Below are 16,847 nucleotides of genomic sequence, written 5' to 3'. Positions count from 1 at the left end.
CTTAGAGCAGAATGGTCGAAAATCCCGGAACTGCGGCAATTAACAGCAGGCCGATGACCATGGCCGCGAGATAGGGCCAGATGGCGCCCATGGCTTCATCCGGCGAGACGTTGCCGATCTTGCACGCGATGTAAAAACCGATGCCGATGGGCGGGGCCATCAGGCCGATATTCATGGCGACCACCACGACCATCGAATAATGAATGTCGTTGATGCCGAGCGTGCGGGCGATGGGGAACATGATCGGTGCGAGCAGAACGATGGCAGGCAGTCCTTCCAGCACACAGCCCAGGATCATGAAGATCAGGATCGACACCACCATGTAGGTCATCCAGCCGCCCGGCAGATCGGTAATCATGGCAGTGAGCTGGAATGCGAAACCGCTCTGGGTCAGTCCCCAGGCCATGGCCGAGGCGCAGCCGAGGATCAGCAGGATCGCCCCGGACAAGGCGGCTGTCTCGACCAGCATCGAATAGAGTTTTCTCAGGCTGATACCGCCATAAAGCACCGCGCCGATGATCATGGCATAGAGCACCGCAATGGTGGAGACTTCGGTTGCCGTCGCCACGCCGCCGCCCACCAGGCTGCGGATGAGAAAGGGCAGGACGAGCGCGGGGGCGGCGACAAGGGCCGCCTTGCCAACCAGCGGCCACGGGGTGCGCTTTGCGCCTTCCATGTTCTCATGCCGCGCCTTCCAGCGGGCGAGCACCGCCAGCACCAGAAGCAGCACCATGGCGATCATGAAGCCGGAGGTGAAGAGGCCGGCAATTGACACACCCGCCGCAGACCCAAGAACGATCAGCACGATGGAGGGCGGAACCGTATCGGCCATGGCGGCGCCGGTTGCCAGAAGCGCGATCATTTCCTTTGGCTTGTGGCCTCGCCGTTTCATTTCCGGAAACAGCGCCGGCGCGACGGTCGCCATATCGGAAACCTTGGAGCCGGAAATGCCGGAAACCAGGAACAGCGAACCGAGTAGCACATAGGACATGCCGGCGCGGATATGACCGAACATCGACGACAGAAGCTCCACGATCGCCCTGCCCATGCCGGTCGCGTCGAGCACGCAACCCAGCAGCACGAACACCGGCACCGACAGCAGAATGATGCCCGACATGCCCTCATCCATCCGCCCGATCATCACGATCGTCGGAACCCAGGTGGTGAAGGTCAGATAAGCGAGCGTTCCAAGGCCAAAGCAGAAGGCGATCGGCACGCCCAGCACCAGAAACACCGCGACGAACAGCCCGAGGAAGATCGCCAGATTGAGATTGCCGAGGGATTCCAGCATCGGCGATGCCAGATAGAGCAGGGTGGAGGCGACCGCGACGGTGGCGAAGGCAGTGATGATATCCCGCAGATTTTCCCGTCTGAACAGATTGTTGAGAACCAGGAGCAGCATGAGGCAGGCGCCCACCGGCAGCGCCGCGGCGCGAAACGACATCGGAATATTCAGCGCCGCTGACGTGACCACCCATTCCTCGATGGCATATTCCATGGCGGGTTTGATAATTGCCGCAAGAAATGTCGCCACCAGCATCAGAGCCAGCGAATTGATGTAGCCGAGAACACGTTGCGGGAACATGTTGAGAAACAGCGTCAGGCGCAGGTGTTCGCTGCGATCGATCGCAATCGCCGCGCCCAGCATGGCAAACCACAGGAAGCACAGCGACGCCGTTTCATCGATCCAGACGATCGGCAGATGCAGCGCATAACGGGAGGTCACGCCAAGCAGAAGCAGGCCGATCATCACCGCCAAAAGCACGGCTGCAACCGCCTCGATGGGGCGCATGAACCACGAACCCGTTACCGGGGCGGTGTGCAGCAACTCGCCGTCGAGCACAAAGACGTCGTCATTCGCGTTTGCGGTCATGGTCATCGGGCCTCCTCTCCCACAAAACAATCTTCGCAACGAAGATGTCCGCAAAACAGCATGTCCGTGCCACGACCGCGACATCAAGGCAGCTGTATTGCCAGACAGGCCAGACCCCTCCAAAAGCCTGAATGCACCGATACATATCCTCCACTATATGGACCGATACAAAACCATGTATTTGGGATACACAGGATATTCTGTAAAATCAACACGATTTAGGCATATTTATAAAGGCTATTCGCCGCTCTATTAGGTCCATATCGTGGATCATACTTTGTGCGCGCTTTAATTCAGGTTGCAAGGATGCGCCGCCCGCATGGCCTGCACCGGGATTTTCAGCTTGAATTGGTTTTGATGTCATTCTCTACGGCCGGTCCGGATTTTGGCCGTGTATGCTGGCACTTTTACTGGCAAAAGGGCGAGGTTATCGCGCTTCCGGCGCAACTATCACGACGCACCAGGCCAGGACGAGACCGCGCTCAACCCCAGCTGCTCCTCAGCATCCACGACAAGGTAGACAAGCCGGTCTTTCCAACCTTCCGCCAGCTTGCCAAGTCCTGGCCGCGCCTCGAAACCCGGCAACACCGCCCGGCTACCGCGCAAATGCTCGTTCATCCGCGTCCCATCCGGAGGCGCAAAATCCGGCGCACGACACCCCACAGGCGCGGGACGTCCCCAAGATCATTACGCAGACCAACACCCCGGACGCGCTCGGTGAAATAGGTCGCCCCATCGCGCGTGACGGCAAGATCGCGGATGATGGCTTCCAGCGCCCGCTCGCTTCGGCCGGGCCGGGCAGCGGCCTTACACGCCCTTTATGATGTTGCAGATACCCTCGCGAATGACGTTCTTGTCGGCGATCTGTCCTGCCTGGATGTTGAAAACAGCATCGATCCGCACAGCATTGCCTTTCTGCCGTGCCACCACCCGCAGCGTCTGAATTCTGCCGCTGCCGCTGGTTTCCTGATGGGCATCGATCGAGGAGAGTGCCTTGTTTATCTGGATGCCGGAGAAACCTTCAGCCGCGACGGCCTGGGCAAGCTTTTGAAGAACCGCGGGTGCCTTGGCCTTCGGCAGTTCCTGCCATGACTTGTAAGAGACGGCGGTCACCATCGGCACGCCTGAAACGGTGAAGTTTTTCTCGCAGGATGCTGCGAAGGCAGGGCTTGAGAAGGCGATGAGGCCAAGGGCTGTGACAAGAGATTTCATTGGCATGATCCGATTGTTGGTGAAGGTTTCAGCTGTTGCCCGCGTCAGAACGACGACCTTTTTCCCCGGTAGGTCGCAGGCGGTGGCAGGGCTTCATGGGCCTGTGCCAGCGTTTCCAGCCATGTTGCCAGCCCTTCGGGAACGGCTTCGTTGCCGGCTTCCAGCGCCTCGATCCATGAGAGCTCGCATTGCAAGGCAGAGGCAATATTGATTGGCGTCCAGCGGATCACCCGCAGACATTCATTGAAGCGATCTGGCGACATGATGATTTGTTATGTTCCCCGTCATTTTCTTAGCGAAGCTCACTCACACGGCTGCGAGAGTCAATCTTTTTTGCAACTTTTGATGGCTTCTTTTCGACTCAGTAGTTGCATCCGCCGCCGGTTACGGAGCACCACGCGCTGGAAGGGACAGGCAAGCCGCTCAAACGATACGTCTGGTCGACACTAAGGCATCTCATCCCCGGCGGATCACTCCTGCCGGGAAAACTTAGTTGATATGCTAAGTTTTCCCTTGCTCCATCGCGACGAAGCATGATAGTTAGCAATATGACTAAGCATCACCGTGAACTTTCACTGATCTTCCAGGCTCTGGCCGATCCGACGCGGCGGGCGATTCTGGCGCGCCTCGGCGGCGGGCCGGCTCCGGTCATGGAGTTGTCCGCTCCCACGGGGCTGCGTCTGCCCACGGTCATGCGGCATCTTTCCGTGCTGGAGGAGGCGGGGCTGATCATCACGTCCAAGGATGGGCGGGTGCGCACCTGCGCCATCGTGCCCGAAGCGCTGGAGCCGGTAAGGACATGGCTCGATGAGCAGCGGGACATGTGGGAGAGCCGGCTTGACCGGCTGGAGGCGTTTGCAATGCAGGCCATGAAGGAGGAATCCGAATGACAACGAAACCGGGTCAACAAAGCGCACACGCTGAACCGCATCAGCCACAAGACCGTTTTGCGACGCTCAGCTTCGAACGGGAAATTGCCGTTCCGCTATCGGCTCTCTGGCAGGTCTGGCTGTCACCCGCTGCCCGAGCGGTGTGGGCCTCTCCGTCACCCTCGGTCACCGTGGAGTTCCTGGAGGCGGACAGCAGGCTGGGCGGTCGCGAAGTGTCGCTCTGTAAGGTCACCGGCCAGCCGGATATTCGCTGTGAATGCGGCTGGCTGGAGCTGCAGCCAACTCGCCGCAGCGTGAATTACGAGGTGGTCTCATCCGGCGGTGTAACCCAGTCGGCAGCGCTGGTAACTGCCGATTTCCAGTCTGCGGAAGAGCGCAGCCGCCTGACCGTTACGGTCCAGCTTTCCTCCTTGGCCGAGGATATGCGCGATGGTTATCAAGAAGGTTTCGGCGCGGGTCTCAACAATCTGGCCAGCGTGGCCGGGCGGACCATGGTGCTGGAGCGAACGATAAAGGTGCCGCGAAACATCGTCTGGAAAGCCTGGATGAGCGAAAAGACGCTGCCGCAATGGTGGGGCCCTGAAGGATTTTCCTGCCGCACGAAGAGGATTGATCTGCGGACCGGCGGGGAATGGGTCTTTGACATGATCGGCCCTGACGGCACAGTCTTCCCGAACCATCATCGTTATGTCGAGGTCCGGCCAGAAGAGCGGATCGCCTATACGCTGCTTTGGGGCGAAAACGGGCCGAAACATGCCGACGCCTGGGCCTCCTTCGAAGATCAGGATGGCGCGACGAAAGTTGTGCTGGGCATGGTGTTCAGCACGGAAGCCGAGTTCCAGCAAGCGAAGGGTTTCGGCGCCGTGGAGCTGGGTCAGCAGACGCTGGGTAAACTGGAACGCTTCGCCAAGGCACTATAGATGCGCCGGGCCGTCAGTTCCATGTGCAGAGGTCTCGATACTGGCCTCTTGTCCAGAGCGGAAATTATTCTTCAAAGCCGCTCCGCGCGTGCGAGATCGTCTTGCAGGTCCCGCCATCCTTTTCGCCATCCATGCGTTGATCGCGAATGACTGAACCCTTGGCGATGTCGATCTCCCATGCCACCGAGCCTTCATTCAGGCTCGCTTTACCACCGGCAAAGGTGCCTTTCTCCATTCTCTGACTCCCGGAAGCCGGGACATAAACTCCAAATGTCCCGGCGGCTTCGTCGAGAGCGAAATTGAATACCTGGGGAATTCCCTTCGAAGTTGGAAATTCGCAACTGAGATATGTCGTTGTGGCAAAGGCAGCAGAGCCTGAAAAAAACAGGGTGGCAACGGCAAATCCTGTTTGTATGATGGCCTTCAATTCCTGAGCCTCATTTGTGTTTTTTCGTCCGACTCACGCTCTGCCTGGTGTTGTCGGAATTTAAAACCCGAGTGACGAATTATGGAATGCTATTTTCGCCGAACCCGCCCCAAATAATCCAGTTTCTTCACACGGCGGGCGGGCAATCCTTGATATTCGTCGATAGAGGAGCGCTCTTGATGATCTTCTATGGTCACGATGCAAGTTGGCTCAAGGTTTTTCGTTAAGAAGCGGACACCAAGCGTGCGAAACTCGGCAACCTCAACTCCATTCCGTTCGCAGAAACGGGGCAACTCCTCGCTGTAGAGTTTCAGAGCCTTCATTAGTGAAGGTGAAGTGCCACCGCCCAACGTACTACCTGTGAGAAAGTCTACATCGATGTAACCTTCCTCGGTAGAAGCAGCCTCACCGTAGATATCCATGGAGTAGACACCAACCATTAGTCCGACTCCGGAGCCGACCGAGTCAGCTATATTGTGCCCTATGGCTGTTAGAAGTCCAAGTTTTGACACGGGATTTGCCTTCCAGACTTGCCGTTCAATCAAGTGCGCAAATTTTTATGCAAATGCTGTTAGTCCTAATGCACCGGAATCGGTCCGTTTCTTGTCAGAGGATGGTCTGGCCGAAGGCTTGCGAGGCTGCCGCAGAACATTGCATATCCCGGTTATGACGCGATCTCCGACCGTGATGTTGCCGTTGCTGCAGTTGGTCACCGCCTCGCCTGTGAGGACTTCGACGCCGCGGCGTTCCAGAACCTTTTCCGCGTAGCGGCCAAGGTCTTCCCGAAAATTCGCCAGAACGCGCGGGCCGGCTTCCAGCAGGAGAACCCTTGATTCCTTCGTGTCGATATTTCGAAACTCTCGGGATATCGAGCTGTTGCGGATTTCCGCAATCATACCGGCCAACTCGACGCCAGTTGGTCCTCCGCCGATCACTGCAAAGGTCAGTAATGCGGCGCGTTCATCAAAGTCTGCGGTATTCTCGGCCTTCTCGAACGCCAGCAGAATTCGTTTCCGGATCTCGAGTGCATCTTCGATTGTCTTCAGGCCAGGGGCGGCCTCGGCCCATTCCTCGTGCCCGAAATAGGCGTGCGTCGCTCCTGTGGCGAGGACCAGCGTGTCGAAGGGGATGGTCTTGCCGTCCGACAAAAGCACGGTCCTGGCCTCGGTGTCGATACCGGTAACCTCACCGAGCAGCGTCGTTACATCCTTGCGATCCCGGAACAGGCGGCGGATTGGCCAGGCGATATCCGCAGGAGACAGGATTGCGGTGGCGACCTGATAGAGCAACGGTTGGAAGAGATGATGATTCCTGCGATCGACAAGGGTGATTTTCAGGTCTGGCCCGCGAAGGCGATCCACCAGCGTCGTTCCCCCGAAGCCGGCTCCGACAACGACGACATTATGCGTTGACATGCAGGTGCTTCCTTTTCGCTTCATATGCTTCAAGCAGGACCGCAAGGGAGAAGTAGATTGCGGCCAGAGATCCAAGGATGAACAACTGGCCGCGCACATCAGCAAGGCTTGCGCCCATTTGGCCGACATTGACGAAGGCATGTATAGCGCTGGTGCTCGGAAGGATCAGGGCCAAAGTCCGCAAAGGCTCGGGGATGGCTTCCACCGGCCATGAGAATCCGGCCAGAAACATGAAGGGCATTCCGATGGCGGCGGCCACCATCTGTACGACGACAGGGCTGCGAAACAGCTTCGCGACCACCATGCCAAGGCTTGCTACAGCGATGACAAAGGGGATGGCGACCACCGTAAGTGATGATACCGAACCTAGCCGCGGGATGCCGTAAAGATATGGCAACACGATCAGGTAAAAGGACAAAACAAATGCTTCGAGAAACAGGTAGGCGAGCATGCGCCCGGCGACCTTGTCCACGGCGCTTATCGCGCTCAGCTTCTCCCGCACGTCTGGCGGAAGGGGATAGGTACCGAGAAGACCGGTGCCGATCAGAAGGGTTTGTTGCAGGATGAGGACGAACGCCGCCGGCAGGATGTAGGTCGCATAGCCGCCCTGAGGATTGAAGAGCGGAATTGTCGTCGCCGGCATTGGGCCGGGTGCGGCTTCGGCGAGTGTGGGATCGACCTGCGCGGTAATCAGCCTGCCGGTCTCGACCTCTGCGCCGACCGCTTTTGCGAGCGCATTCACCGCTCCGGTGATACGGCTATAGATAAGGAAGTAACTGGCATCGGCATAGATCGCCAGCGGCGCAGACCGCCCGTGCAGCAGGTCGCGTTCGAAATATTTTGGTATGACGAGGATCCCGTATATCTCTCGCGCGTATATTTCCCGCTCCGCTGTCACCTGATCTGGTAAGACCGCGGCAATCGCAACGTCGGCGGAGGCATCGAGCCGTCGGGCAAATTGCCGGCTCAAATCGGTTCCGTCGAGGTCGACGAATGCGATCGGCACGTCGCGCAACGCCTCTGCCCGATAAGGTTGCGGATAGAATATGGCGTAGACGATGATCGCGAGGACAAGGACGGCAAAAGCAGGCTTTAGTGTCAGTATGCGCCTTATTTCCTCCCTGCAAACGACAATTACCCCTCTCATGCGGACACTCCCGTGACAGCGGATAGGGAATTCTTTTCTGCCTGCGCTTTGCGTCCGATCGCGTCGAGCCTGAGCGCCGTGATCGAAGCGAGAAAAACAGCCATAAAGAGAAGAACGGCAATCGGACGAACGGACAGATCAACCGGCGCGCCCCGGATCGTCTGGTCGATCCGGGCGGTCAGGTACCAGGTGCCGGGTAAGGCATTGCCCCAATAAGAGGAAAATGCGTTCATCCCGATCCGGGGAAAGCCAATTCCCATAAACCCGAAGGCGGGTGCGGTGATTAGCGTTCCAATACTCACGGCCGTCGCCATCGGTCGCAGAATCAGAGCAAGCAGCGCGCCGAAGAACTGGTTTGCGACGATGAAGAGGATGCCTGCGCCAAGGAAGAGCGCCCTGTCTCCTCTCAGCGGCAGTTCGAATACCAGAAACAGTACAGCATCCGCGATACCGAGCACGAACAGAAAAACCAGGGTGTATGGCAGCATCTTGCCGAGCATTGCCGGCCAGATACCGCCTCCAAGGCGCCTCAGGATCCGAAACCGATGCTCTGTTTCCGCATCCCGACCAATCGAATAGGCCATGACCGTCACGATGACGATCTGCAAAATCGTCGGCAGCAGGGCGGCGAGCAGAAAATGCGTATAGTTCTGGGTCGGGTTGAAGAGCGGATTGACCTGGACCGGTATCGGGGCAAGCGAGGATCGAGCAATATCGATTGGCTGGCCTCGTGCCGTCCTGAGTGACAGTCTGATGTTACCTTCGACACTGGAAAGTGCAGCGTTGACGCCGCGCAGTGTCAGGTTTCCCGTCGTCATTGTCTGGGTGTTGTAGAAGAAGACGACTTCCGGACGCCGTCCGGCGAAGACGTCACGTTCGAGGTATTTCGGGATCATCAGCAGGCCATGGACTTTTCCCGAAAGGATAAGGTGCCGACCTTCATTCAGATCGCTGACATTTGTGACAATGGCAGCATCCGGCGTGGCGTCAACCGTCCGGAAAATGGTTCGCGAAAGATCGCTGCCATCGAGGTTGAGGACCGCAATGGGCAAGCGCGTTGCGATCCCTTGGCTGAAAACGACCGTGAGCACGCCCATCAAGGCCAGCGGCAAAACGACCGTAAGGAATGGCAGGAACGGTTGTTTTCGAAACTGAGCCGCCTCCCGCAGGAAAACCAGCGTGAAACCTGGTCTGGAGTGCGTCCTCGGCATTTAGCGCTCGCTTCCATGCCAGGATGCGATAACGCTCATACCCGGCCTTAGACCCTCGATTGGCTTGGTGGGAACCGCGCGCACTTCGAATGTCCTGAGGTCGAAATCTCCCGTTGCCCGTGTCGCGCGCCATGTCGCATATTGGCCCTGCGCATTGATGACGGTCACTCTGACGTCGATCTCGGCGCCGGTGAGGGCAGGAACGGTTACCCGAAAATCGTCGCCGACCTTCAATCCCTTGAGCAGGTCTTCACGAAGGTTGAAGGTCAACCATGGGTGACCGATATCGACGATCGAATAGAGTGGCGCTCCCGCGCTGAAATTTTCGCCGGGTTCGGCTATCCTTGTCGTCACCTGCCCGTCGATCGGCGCGTAGACGGTGAGTTCCTCGACGTCCGTTTCCTGTTGGCCGAGCGTCGCTTTCGCCTGTTCCACCTTGGCTGCCACAAGCGCCCGCTCTTCCTTGCTCGCCCCTCTGACCGCCAGATCGAGATTGGCCTGGGCGGCCTCGCGGCTCCGGATGGCAGCCTCCAGATTGCGGCTCGATTGCTCGACGCGGGCCTGCGGAACCGCGTCGGTCGTGGCAAGGCGCGCTTGTCGCGCCTGGTCGGTCTGATAGAGGACTACGTCGGCGTCGGCAGCCTCCACCTCCGCTTTCCTCGCCGCGATCGTTTCAGGTCTCGTGCTGTTGACCCTGTCAAGATCGGCGATCGCGACGGCAAGCGCTGCTTTTGTGGTTTCGAGAGCGGAGACGAGTTGCGGACTTGTCAGTTCGGCGATGACCGCCCCTCGCGTCACCACATCGCCGACATCTGCATGAAGATGTGCAATGCGTCCCGAGATACGGGCGCTGACGTCGACCCGGTCTGCTGAAACTTCGCCCTGAACGATCAGCGGTGGTGGACGTGTCGCAAACCATAGCAGCGTTCCAAGTACCGCGAGGCAGACAAGACCGATAATGAGGCGTATGAGCCGGGCCATTCAACAGCCTCTGTTCAGTGTTCGGCGAGAAAATCGACGCCGGTGACGGCGGAAGACGATTTTGCGACGTCGGGATCGACGCTGGCATTGCTCGGATTGGTTTGGCTGACAATCTCCCCGGCGCGCGCGCGGATATACGGCTCCATATGTGCGGCATGCGTCAATATCCAGAACTGCTTGGCCGCGATGGCTGCAAAGACTTGGATGGCGACATCCGACGGTTCCATTGCATGCGAGGATTTCATCGCGTCTGCATCGGATGGCTTGCCGGCCGTTTCGGAGTTCATGATGTTCGTCTTGACGAGAGCCGGGCAAAGAACGGAAACGCCAACAGCGGATTGGCTGGCGTTCAGTTCGCGATAGAGCGTTTCTGAAAGGCCAACGACGGCGTGCTTGCTCGCGACATAGGCGGAAGCCGCCGGGATCGTGACCAGGCCGGCAGCTGAAGCGGTATTGATAATGTGGCCGGAGTTGCGTTCACGAAGGCCGGGAAGAAATGCCAGAAGACCGTTGAAGACACCGCCAACGTTGATGTCGAACATGCGCTTCCAGTCCGCCTCGGTGTGATCCCACGTCAACGACAGCTTCGTAATCCCGGCATTGTTGGCCACGAGCCAGGGCGCACCGAGGGTCTCCGTAGTCCGGTCTCGCAACCGCTCGACGTCAGCGAGATTGCTCACATCCGTCGCGACTGTAATCGTCTCGGCCCCGGCGGCTTTAACGATTTTCTGCGCTTCATCCAGCCGATCCTGGCTGATGTCGGCCAGCGCGACCTTCATCCCCCTGCGTGCTGCCTCGACCGCAAGAGCCAATCCGATTCCACTCGCCCCGCCGGTAATGACGGCGACTTTCCTAGACAAGACTTCACTTGTGTTTTCCACGGCGCTGGCTCCTGTTTCGCGTCGTGGGGCAGGGTAGACATCAATAGCGGTTGGGGAAGTTAGGTTGAAAAGCTAACGTCTCAAGTAACGGTGTGTCTGTCAGCTTACAGGCAATCTTGCGGTCGACAAATGAATTGACCGGGGTCAAAACCCATCGCAAGATTCAAAGAAGGTTGTTCGAGGGAAGAGAATGGACGCAGCATCAGGTCCGTCACCATCGTCCATAAGAGATCAAATGGAAAGGCTGCGCAAAAGTGCAAGCTTTAACGGGTCCGACAGGTTGCTCGTGTTGCTGAACTATGTGGTCGAAGCGACGCTCGATGGGCGGGGTAAGGGTCTCAAGGAGGCGACAATCGGCAACGAGGTTTATCGCCGCGATCCGCCTTATGATCCTAGAATAGATTCTACAGTCCGCGTTGAGGCACGCCGGCTGCGCAGAAAACTTGAGGAGCATTTCTCAGGTGACGGTTTGCATGATCCTGTCGTCATCTCGATCCCCAGTGGCAGTTACACTCCGTTCTTTGAGCTGAACACGCAAGATCGCGTTTTGCAGGCTGGTTCACCGTCGCCTGCAAAAGATATCTTTCGCCCAGGGCCGGGCACCCGTCTGGCGGTGCTGCCCATTAAGGTTATCTCCGGAGGAGCGGCGATCCAGGAGTTTGCGGACTCCCTGACAGACGAACTCGTATTCGCCTTCGGCTCGGAGCCGGGGCTCAGGGTTCCGTCCCGCGCCACGACCTTCACTTACAGGGACAGGGAGCCGGCCATTCCGGCGATGTCGGCGGAACTGAATCTGGATGCCATCGTCCAGGGAACCGTGCGTCAGGTGAACGGACAGATCAAGGTCACCGTTGAAATCTCCGATCCGCGTGGATTTGTTGTGACGTCGGATCGCTTCGAAAGCTCGTCACCCAATCTTGGTGAGTTGACGGCACGTATGGCAACGACATTCGTCAGCAGGCTGCGTTTCGACAGCTCCAAGATGCGAAATCTCCAAATCAGCCCAGGCCCTGTCGCGGTGGATTCCCACGCAAAAATCTATCGGGCCCGTCAGATGCTCGACAGGCAGACGACGGAAGGGATCAAAAGCGCGTTGCAGATTTTCCGGGATGTTGCGGCAACAGCCCCCGACTACGCTCGAGGACACTCCGGAATAGCTGATTGCTTCTGCGACCTTTTCCGGATCGGGGCAATTGACGCCCCGGCAGCGCTCGCCCAGGCACGGCCTGCGGCCGAGGAGGCACTGAGGATCGACCGGGACTCGCCGGAGGCGTATGCGGCACTCGGAACCATCCATGCCTGGCTCGAGCGTGACCGCTCGATGGCGGAAGAGTGCTTCGAAACCTCGCTGTCGCTCGGACGCAATGCAAGAGCTGCGCGGATTTACGGATCCTATCTTGCGCTGCTGGGATTGACCGAAGAGGCCGAAATGCTTTTCCGGGAAGCCCGCACGATCGAACCGTTTTCGCAACAGCAGGATATCGCGGAAGCCGTCAGCCGGTTTCAGGACCGCAGATATGACTGGGTTGCCGGCGATCTTGTCGATATCGAGGTTGCAAATGCGCCCGCCGAGGCACTTTATTACATGGCTCTATGCAGCCATTTCGGCGGCAGATCGTTTCGGGAGGAGTATTCATCACCGCTTGAAAGGCTCCGAATTGGAAACCCCCAGATGATCTTTGCGTCTGCGGAGCTTGCTGCCTTGCGGGGCGTAAAAGAAACGGCAAAGCGCATGCTTGGTATGGACAATCCGAGAGCCGGAAAATTTGCCTATGCCACACTCGCATCTGCGGTTGGAGACCGCGAACAGACGCTTACCTATCTTTCCGAAGCACTGGACGCCCGCGAACTGGCCACCGTCTGGATGAGAACGGACGCCCGGTTCGACTTTCTGCGTGGCTCGGGCGAATTCGAGGCCCTTATCGACCGACTGGAAGCGCTACGGCTGTCATGACCAGAGCTAACTGGTCAAACGGTTAGCCGATTCATACCTTACTTTTGTCAATTCATGCTTGGCTCATACCCTCGCGCCACCGATCACAGGAGGCTTCGGACGTGAGCCAGAACAGTCAGTATCGTAGCGCAGATCTCATCGTTGACCGCATTCACGGCGTTCTCGGCCACTACCCTGGCTACCGGACACTTCACGCCGACGGTAGGTTGTATAAAGGGTATTTCCAGGCCTACGATGTCGCCCGGCAATTCACTCGAGCCGTGCATCTACAGGGACAAGAACTACCTGTCTCTGTCCGCTTTTCCAAAGGCGGCGGAAATCCGCATGCTTTTTTCACTTCCACCGTCGGTATGGCCACCCGGTTCTATCTTGCTGATGGGCGCGTGACGAACCTCGTTATGCTGAGCCAGAAATTATTCTTCGCAAACACGATCGAGCAATTTGTCGAGCTTGTGAATTCGGCACAGCCAGTTGCCGCGGGTGCCGGGCCAAATAAGGCCGGCCTTGATGCCTTTCTGGCATCTAACCCGAATGTGATGAACGTGTTCAAGATGCGGGCTGCTGCCAAGGCGCCTATCAGCTTTGGCAATACGGAGTTCCACGCCGTGCATGTCTTTCGCTACCTGAATGCGGGTGGTGATCTGCATCATGTTCGCTGTCATTGGATACCGGTCGATGGGGTCAAGGGGCAGGATCCTGAGGCGCTCACCCATGAGAGCGTCGACGTGCTGTTCCTTGAACTTAATGAGCGCCTGAAATCCTCCCCTGTTGAGTTTGAGCTCGAACTGGAGATCGGAAAGCCCGGTGATCCGACGAATGACGCAACTGCACTCTGGCCGGAGGATCGGCAACGCGTTCGCATCGGCCGCCTGCGCGTGACGGCAACAACCACCGAAGAGGAGATGGGTGACCGTCTTATGAACCACGATCCAACCATGCTCGTTGATGGGATCGAGGCAACGGATGATCCGATTCTCCAGATCCGGCGCGGTGTCTATGAGGCATCTGCTGCCCAACGGAGTGGGGGCTGGCAGGCCAATAGAGCTCAACCCGCAGGAGGAACGGATGGGACGGCGAAACCTTGACCACATGCGCGCACTCGATACGGCCTGGAACAGAAGGCAGTGGTCCGATTATGCCGCATTGCTCGACGACGATCTTGTCGCCTGGAGATCAGGCGAGCTCGAATCTCACGGCAAGCAGGAGCATGTTCTTCGAGCCCAGCGCTTCTGCGCAGCCTATCCTGCAAGCCGCGTTCAGGAACAATATCTGGATTTTTTTCTAAGCGCGGACGGTCACAAGACCTGCTCTATCGCAGTCCTGTCAGACATCACCGATGGGAAAGCTCCCGCGTTTGAAGTCACCTTCAGCGCAATCTGCACGTGGCGCGATGGTCGCGTCGTGGAGCAGCGCGAATACGTCGATGACCAGCTTTTTCAAGAGCATCTTCACGAATACATGCTGACAACGGAGACCAATCATGAGTGACACCATAGCCCCCCTGGAAGCGCGCCTCGCCATGGCGCAGACAGTCACGGACCAGCCCGACGGTCCGGGAAAACGTATTGGCAAGCGCGGTGAGTTGACCATGATCGGAAATGTCCTTCCTGGCGGCGCGGCCCTGTTTCGAGAACGCCTCCCGCGGTTTCAGGCCGAGGCTGCCTACTGGGAGGATCGTGTGGGCACAGTTCAGGATTTCCGGATTTTGCTCTTCGACAACGATACACGGTTCCTTCTATCGCTCGTCTATGATGGTGATTTCGAACCCTATCTGGTCGATATCACCACACAGGCGCACCAGTGGCTCGACTTCTTTGCGACGGATGTGCTGGAAGGCTACCCAGGATTGACCAGTCCGACGGCTGCCGATTGGGTCAAAAGCCTCATGCATCCCGCCGAGTTCTTCTATGTCGGAGCACCTGACGCGAGCGTCCGGGATATCAAGAAGATGGAAAAGCTCTCGAAGGCGGTCAGCGATCTTCTCGACGCGGCAAGTTGATACGATGGCTTTGATGCTCGACCTCGCCGACATACAGGGAACGGTCCTGCGCAGCCGGCCTATGCCCTATTTTGGCAGCTACCTGATGTTCACCATCCATGAGGCAAATGCAGCGAGAACCCTCCTGAAACGCCTTGTTCCGCATATCACATCCGCAGCTGACTGGAATGCGCCGGCGGAGAATGCGTGGATCAATGTCGTGTTCTCATATGCCGGCCTGCGAAAGCTGGTCGGAAACGAGCTTTTGGACGGCTTTCCAAGGGAGTTCCGGCAGGGGATGGCCGCACGTTGCGGCTATCTCGGTGATGTCGGCGCCAATGCACCGGAACATTGGGACTTGCCTCACGGAGGGAATGGATTTGATATCGGGCTTCAGGTCATGGCCGGAAGCCTCGAGCTCAAGGATGCCAAGCTTGCCATCGGACGCGAGGCTCTGGAGGGGATTCCGGGCGTCGAGCTCATCAATCGACTTGATGTCGGCGTACCGCCGACACTCCGGGAGCATTTTGGATATGCAGACGGAATCAGCCATCCCTTCATAGAGGGACAGGGCGGTAGTCCATTGCCGGGGCAGGATGTACTGAAACCCGGCGAATTCATCCTCGGCTATGAGAATGAGTTGGGGATCGTCGCGTCGCTCGACGCTCCGGAAGCCCTATGGCGCAATGGAACCTTTGTCGCGATCCGCAAGATCTGGCAGGATGTCGCCGCATTTCGCCGGTTCCTCCTCGAGGCCGGCGGTGGAACTGCAGAGGGTGCCGAACTGCTTGCGGCAAAGATGATGGGCCGTTGGCGAAGTGGTGCACCTCTGGCCTTGTCACCGGACAAGGATGATCCCACCCTTGCTCAAGAAAGCTCGCGCAACAACGCATTTTCCTACCATGAGGCTGACGCGGAAGGCAAAAACACCCCAGTCGGCAGTCATATTCGCCGGGTCAATCCGCGCGATGCGCTGAAGGACTCATTGACGAACATCCGACTGCATCGGGTGCTGCGCCGAGGTTTCGCATTCGGTCCATCGCTTCCGGAAAATGTGATGATCGACGACGGGGTCGATCGCGGAATCATGCTGGCCATCATCAATGCCAACCCGGGCAGACAGTTTGAATTCGTCCAGGCTCAATGGGTAAACGACGGCGATTTCATAGCGCAAGGTGCCAGAACAGACCCCATTGTTGGAAGGCGGGACATAGCGGACGATTATCAGTATCCGGCGAAACCCGTCCGAAAGCGAGTGCAGGGGATACCGGCCTTTACCGCAACACGAGGAGGGGAACACGTATTTCTGCCCAGTATCTCTGCGTTGGAATGGATCTCATCGAGAAACTGATTGCTGAATGAATTCGATCGTGGAAGCAGATGCACGTGTACTGAAGCTGATGAACGTGGGCGGGGCGGCACTTTCCGGCGTATCCTGTATCATGTGGTAGTTCGTCAACTTCTACAGAGAGCCAGACTAGGAAACCAAACCTGAACGGCGGGCGTAGAACTGAGGCGAGGCGCTAAGACTTTCGGGTCGAAGATCGGGATGATCAGATCCCGCTTCCAGATTGATGGGTGCTGCAGAATTAGCGTGCCACGTTTACGCAGCGCTACGAAATAGGCCCATTCGATTCTCGGCATCCAGAAGCATAAGTAAGGGGTCCGCTGTCCTTGAAGATCGCAAGTTAAGATGAAATCCTGCCCCCGCAACCAAATCCTACTCCATACTATCCCACAATAGCCCGAAACTACGCGCCTCTGCGCTAAACAGCTACGATCATCGGCGCTAAATCCCCGTCATAACACATAAAATCCAAAATCATCAGGCCTAAGCCACGGCGTGTTCGATACGTCTGCCAGCGCGGCGACGCAGGGGCGTCGCTTTTCTTTTGACAAGTGTATGCACAACTTCTCCTTTCCGCCGGTGCTGACGGGAGCGCTTCTTTGAAATGCCA

The 16,847-nt window shown here is 57.8% G+C and carries 17 protein-coding genes and 1 pseudogene; 7 read left to right on the top strand and 11 right to left on the bottom strand.

Translation table 11 applies throughout. From position 1 onward, the window contains the following. Nucleotide 1: 1 nt before the first annotated feature. The 4 genes from QD336_RS12980 to QD336_RS12965 all read right to left on the bottom strand — a co-directional run bounded on the left by QD336_RS12980 (nucleotide 2) and on the right by QD336_RS12965 (nucleotide 3,348). A complete protein-coding gene (locus QD336_RS12980) occupies nucleotides 2–1,879 on the bottom strand; it encodes a TRAP transporter large permease (RefSeq protein WP_269345710.1) in 1,878 nt (625 codons plus the stop codon). Between the two features lie 444 nt (nucleotides 1,880–2,323). After that, nucleotides 2,324–2,491 carry a hypothetical protein gene (locus QD336_RS12975; RefSeq protein ID WP_499170993.1) on the bottom strand — a complete coding sequence of 56 codons (168 nt, stop codon included), beginning with the start codon at nucleotides 2,489–2,491 and terminating at the stop codon, nucleotides 2,324–2,326. A gap of 189 nt (nucleotides 2,492–2,680) precedes the next feature. Beyond that, a complete protein-coding gene (locus QD336_RS12970) occupies nucleotides 2,681–3,085 on the bottom strand; it encodes a hypothetical protein (RefSeq protein WP_269345713.1) in 405 nt (134 codons plus the stop codon). A gap of 44 nt (nucleotides 3,086–3,129) precedes the next feature. After that, entirely contained in the window at nucleotides 3,130–3,348 is a 219-nt protein-coding gene (locus QD336_RS12965; RefSeq protein ID WP_269345715.1) for a hypothetical protein, read from the bottom strand. Between the two features lie 285 nt (nucleotides 3,349–3,633). Between QD336_RS12965 and QD336_RS12960 the strand changes: the two genes are divergently transcribed. Both QD336_RS12960 and QD336_RS12955 read left to right on the top strand, forming a co-directional pair. After that, on the top strand, nucleotides 3,634–3,975 hold the full coding sequence (locus QD336_RS12960; protein WP_269345717.1) for an ArsR/SmtB family transcription factor: 342 nt from the start codon (nucleotides 3,634–3,636) through the stop codon (nucleotides 3,973–3,975). Then, a complete protein-coding gene (locus QD336_RS12955; RefSeq protein ID WP_269345719.1) occupies nucleotides 3,972–4,895 on the top strand; it encodes an SRPBCC family protein in 924 nt (307 codons plus the stop codon). Before QD336_RS12960 ends, QD336_RS12955 begins: the two co-directional genes overlap by 4 nt. 64 nt (nucleotides 4,896–4,959) lie before the next feature. On the opposite strand, the gene QD336_RS12950 is transcribed toward QD336_RS12955, so the two are convergent. The 7 genes and pseudogenes from QD336_RS12950 to QD336_RS12920 all read right to left on the bottom strand — a co-directional run bounded on the left by QD336_RS12950 (nucleotide 4,960) and on the right by QD336_RS12920 (nucleotide 10,957). Then, a complete protein-coding gene (locus QD336_RS12950) occupies nucleotides 4,960–5,322 on the bottom strand; it encodes a hypothetical protein (RefSeq protein ID WP_499170992.1) in 363 nt (120 codons plus the stop codon). A gap of 89 nt (nucleotides 5,323–5,411) precedes the next feature. Beyond that, on the bottom strand, nucleotides 5,412–5,762 hold the full coding sequence (locus QD336_RS12945; RefSeq protein WP_499170991.1) for a hypothetical protein: 351 nt from the start codon (nucleotides 5,760–5,762) through the stop codon (nucleotides 5,412–5,414). 225 nt (nucleotides 5,763–5,987) lie between these two features. After that, nucleotides 5,988–6,737, bottom strand: a pseudogene (locus tag QD336_RS12940) (NAD(P)/FAD-dependent oxidoreductase); the annotation flags it as partial. Next, nucleotides 6,724–7,884: an ABC transporter permease gene (locus QD336_RS12935; protein ID WP_499170990.1), complete on the bottom strand. Its 1,161-nt coding sequence runs from the start codon at nucleotides 7,882–7,884 to the stop codon at nucleotides 6,724–6,726. The gene QD336_RS12935 and the pseudogene QD336_RS12940, both read right to left, overlap by 14 nt. Further along, nucleotides 7,881–9,095: an ABC transporter permease gene (locus tag QD336_RS12930; RefSeq protein WP_499170989.1), complete on the bottom strand. Its 1,215-nt coding sequence runs from the start codon at nucleotides 9,093–9,095 to the stop codon at nucleotides 7,881–7,883. Before QD336_RS12930 ends, QD336_RS12935 begins: the two co-directional genes overlap by 4 nt. Continuing rightward, nucleotides 9,096–10,076, bottom strand: coding sequence for an HlyD family secretion protein (locus QD336_RS12925; protein ID WP_499170988.1), 981 nt, complete (start codon nucleotides 10,074–10,076; stop codon nucleotides 9,096–9,098). 14 nt (nucleotides 10,077–10,090) lie between these two features. Continuing rightward, nucleotides 10,091–10,957: an SDR family NAD(P)-dependent oxidoreductase gene (locus tag QD336_RS12920; protein ID WP_499170987.1), complete on the bottom strand. Its 867-nt coding sequence runs from the start codon at nucleotides 10,955–10,957 to the stop codon at nucleotides 10,091–10,093. A gap of 235 nt (nucleotides 10,958–11,192) precedes the next feature. On the opposite strand from QD336_RS12920, the gene QD336_RS12915 reads away from it, so the two are divergent. The 5 genes from QD336_RS12915 to QD336_RS12895 all read left to right on the top strand — a co-directional run bounded on the left by QD336_RS12915 (nucleotide 11,193) and on the right by QD336_RS12895 (nucleotide 16,240). Next, entirely contained in the window at nucleotides 11,193–12,911 is a 1,719-nt protein-coding gene (locus QD336_RS12915; RefSeq protein ID WP_499170986.1) for a hypothetical protein, read from the top strand. A 101-nt stretch (nucleotides 12,912–13,012) separates the two neighbouring features. Beyond that, nucleotides 13,013–13,996, top strand: coding sequence for a catalase (locus QD336_RS12910; RefSeq protein ID WP_499170985.1), 984 nt, complete (start codon nucleotides 13,013–13,015; stop codon nucleotides 13,994–13,996). Further along, nucleotides 13,977–14,399 (top strand): nuclear transport factor 2 family protein, encoded by a 423-nt coding sequence (locus QD336_RS12905; protein ID WP_499171097.1) that lies wholly within the window; start codon nucleotides 13,977–13,979, stop codon nucleotides 14,397–14,399. The genes QD336_RS12910 and QD336_RS12905 overlap by 20 nt, the downstream gene beginning before the upstream one ends. Continuing rightward, entirely contained in the window at nucleotides 14,392–14,910 is a 519-nt protein-coding gene (locus tag QD336_RS12900; protein WP_499170984.1) for a hypothetical protein, read from the top strand. The genes QD336_RS12905 and QD336_RS12900 overlap by 8 nt, the downstream gene beginning before the upstream one ends. A 4-nt stretch (nucleotides 14,911–14,914) precedes the next feature. Then, nucleotides 14,915–16,240 carry a Dyp-type peroxidase gene (locus QD336_RS12895; RefSeq protein ID WP_499170983.1) on the top strand — a complete coding sequence of 442 codons (1,326 nt, stop codon included), beginning with the start codon at nucleotides 14,915–14,917 and terminating at the stop codon, nucleotides 16,238–16,240. The last annotated feature ends 607 nt before the right edge of the window (nucleotides 16,241–16,847 follow it).

Origin of the sequence: Rhizobium sp. BR 250, from assembly GCF_047445855.1 — a bacterium.
In the GTDB taxonomy this organism is placed as follows: Bacteria; Pseudomonadota; Alphaproteobacteria; order Rhizobiales; family Rhizobiaceae; genus Agrobacterium; species Agrobacterium tumefaciens_I.
This window is presented reverse-complemented; position numbering and strand designations above follow the sequence as displayed.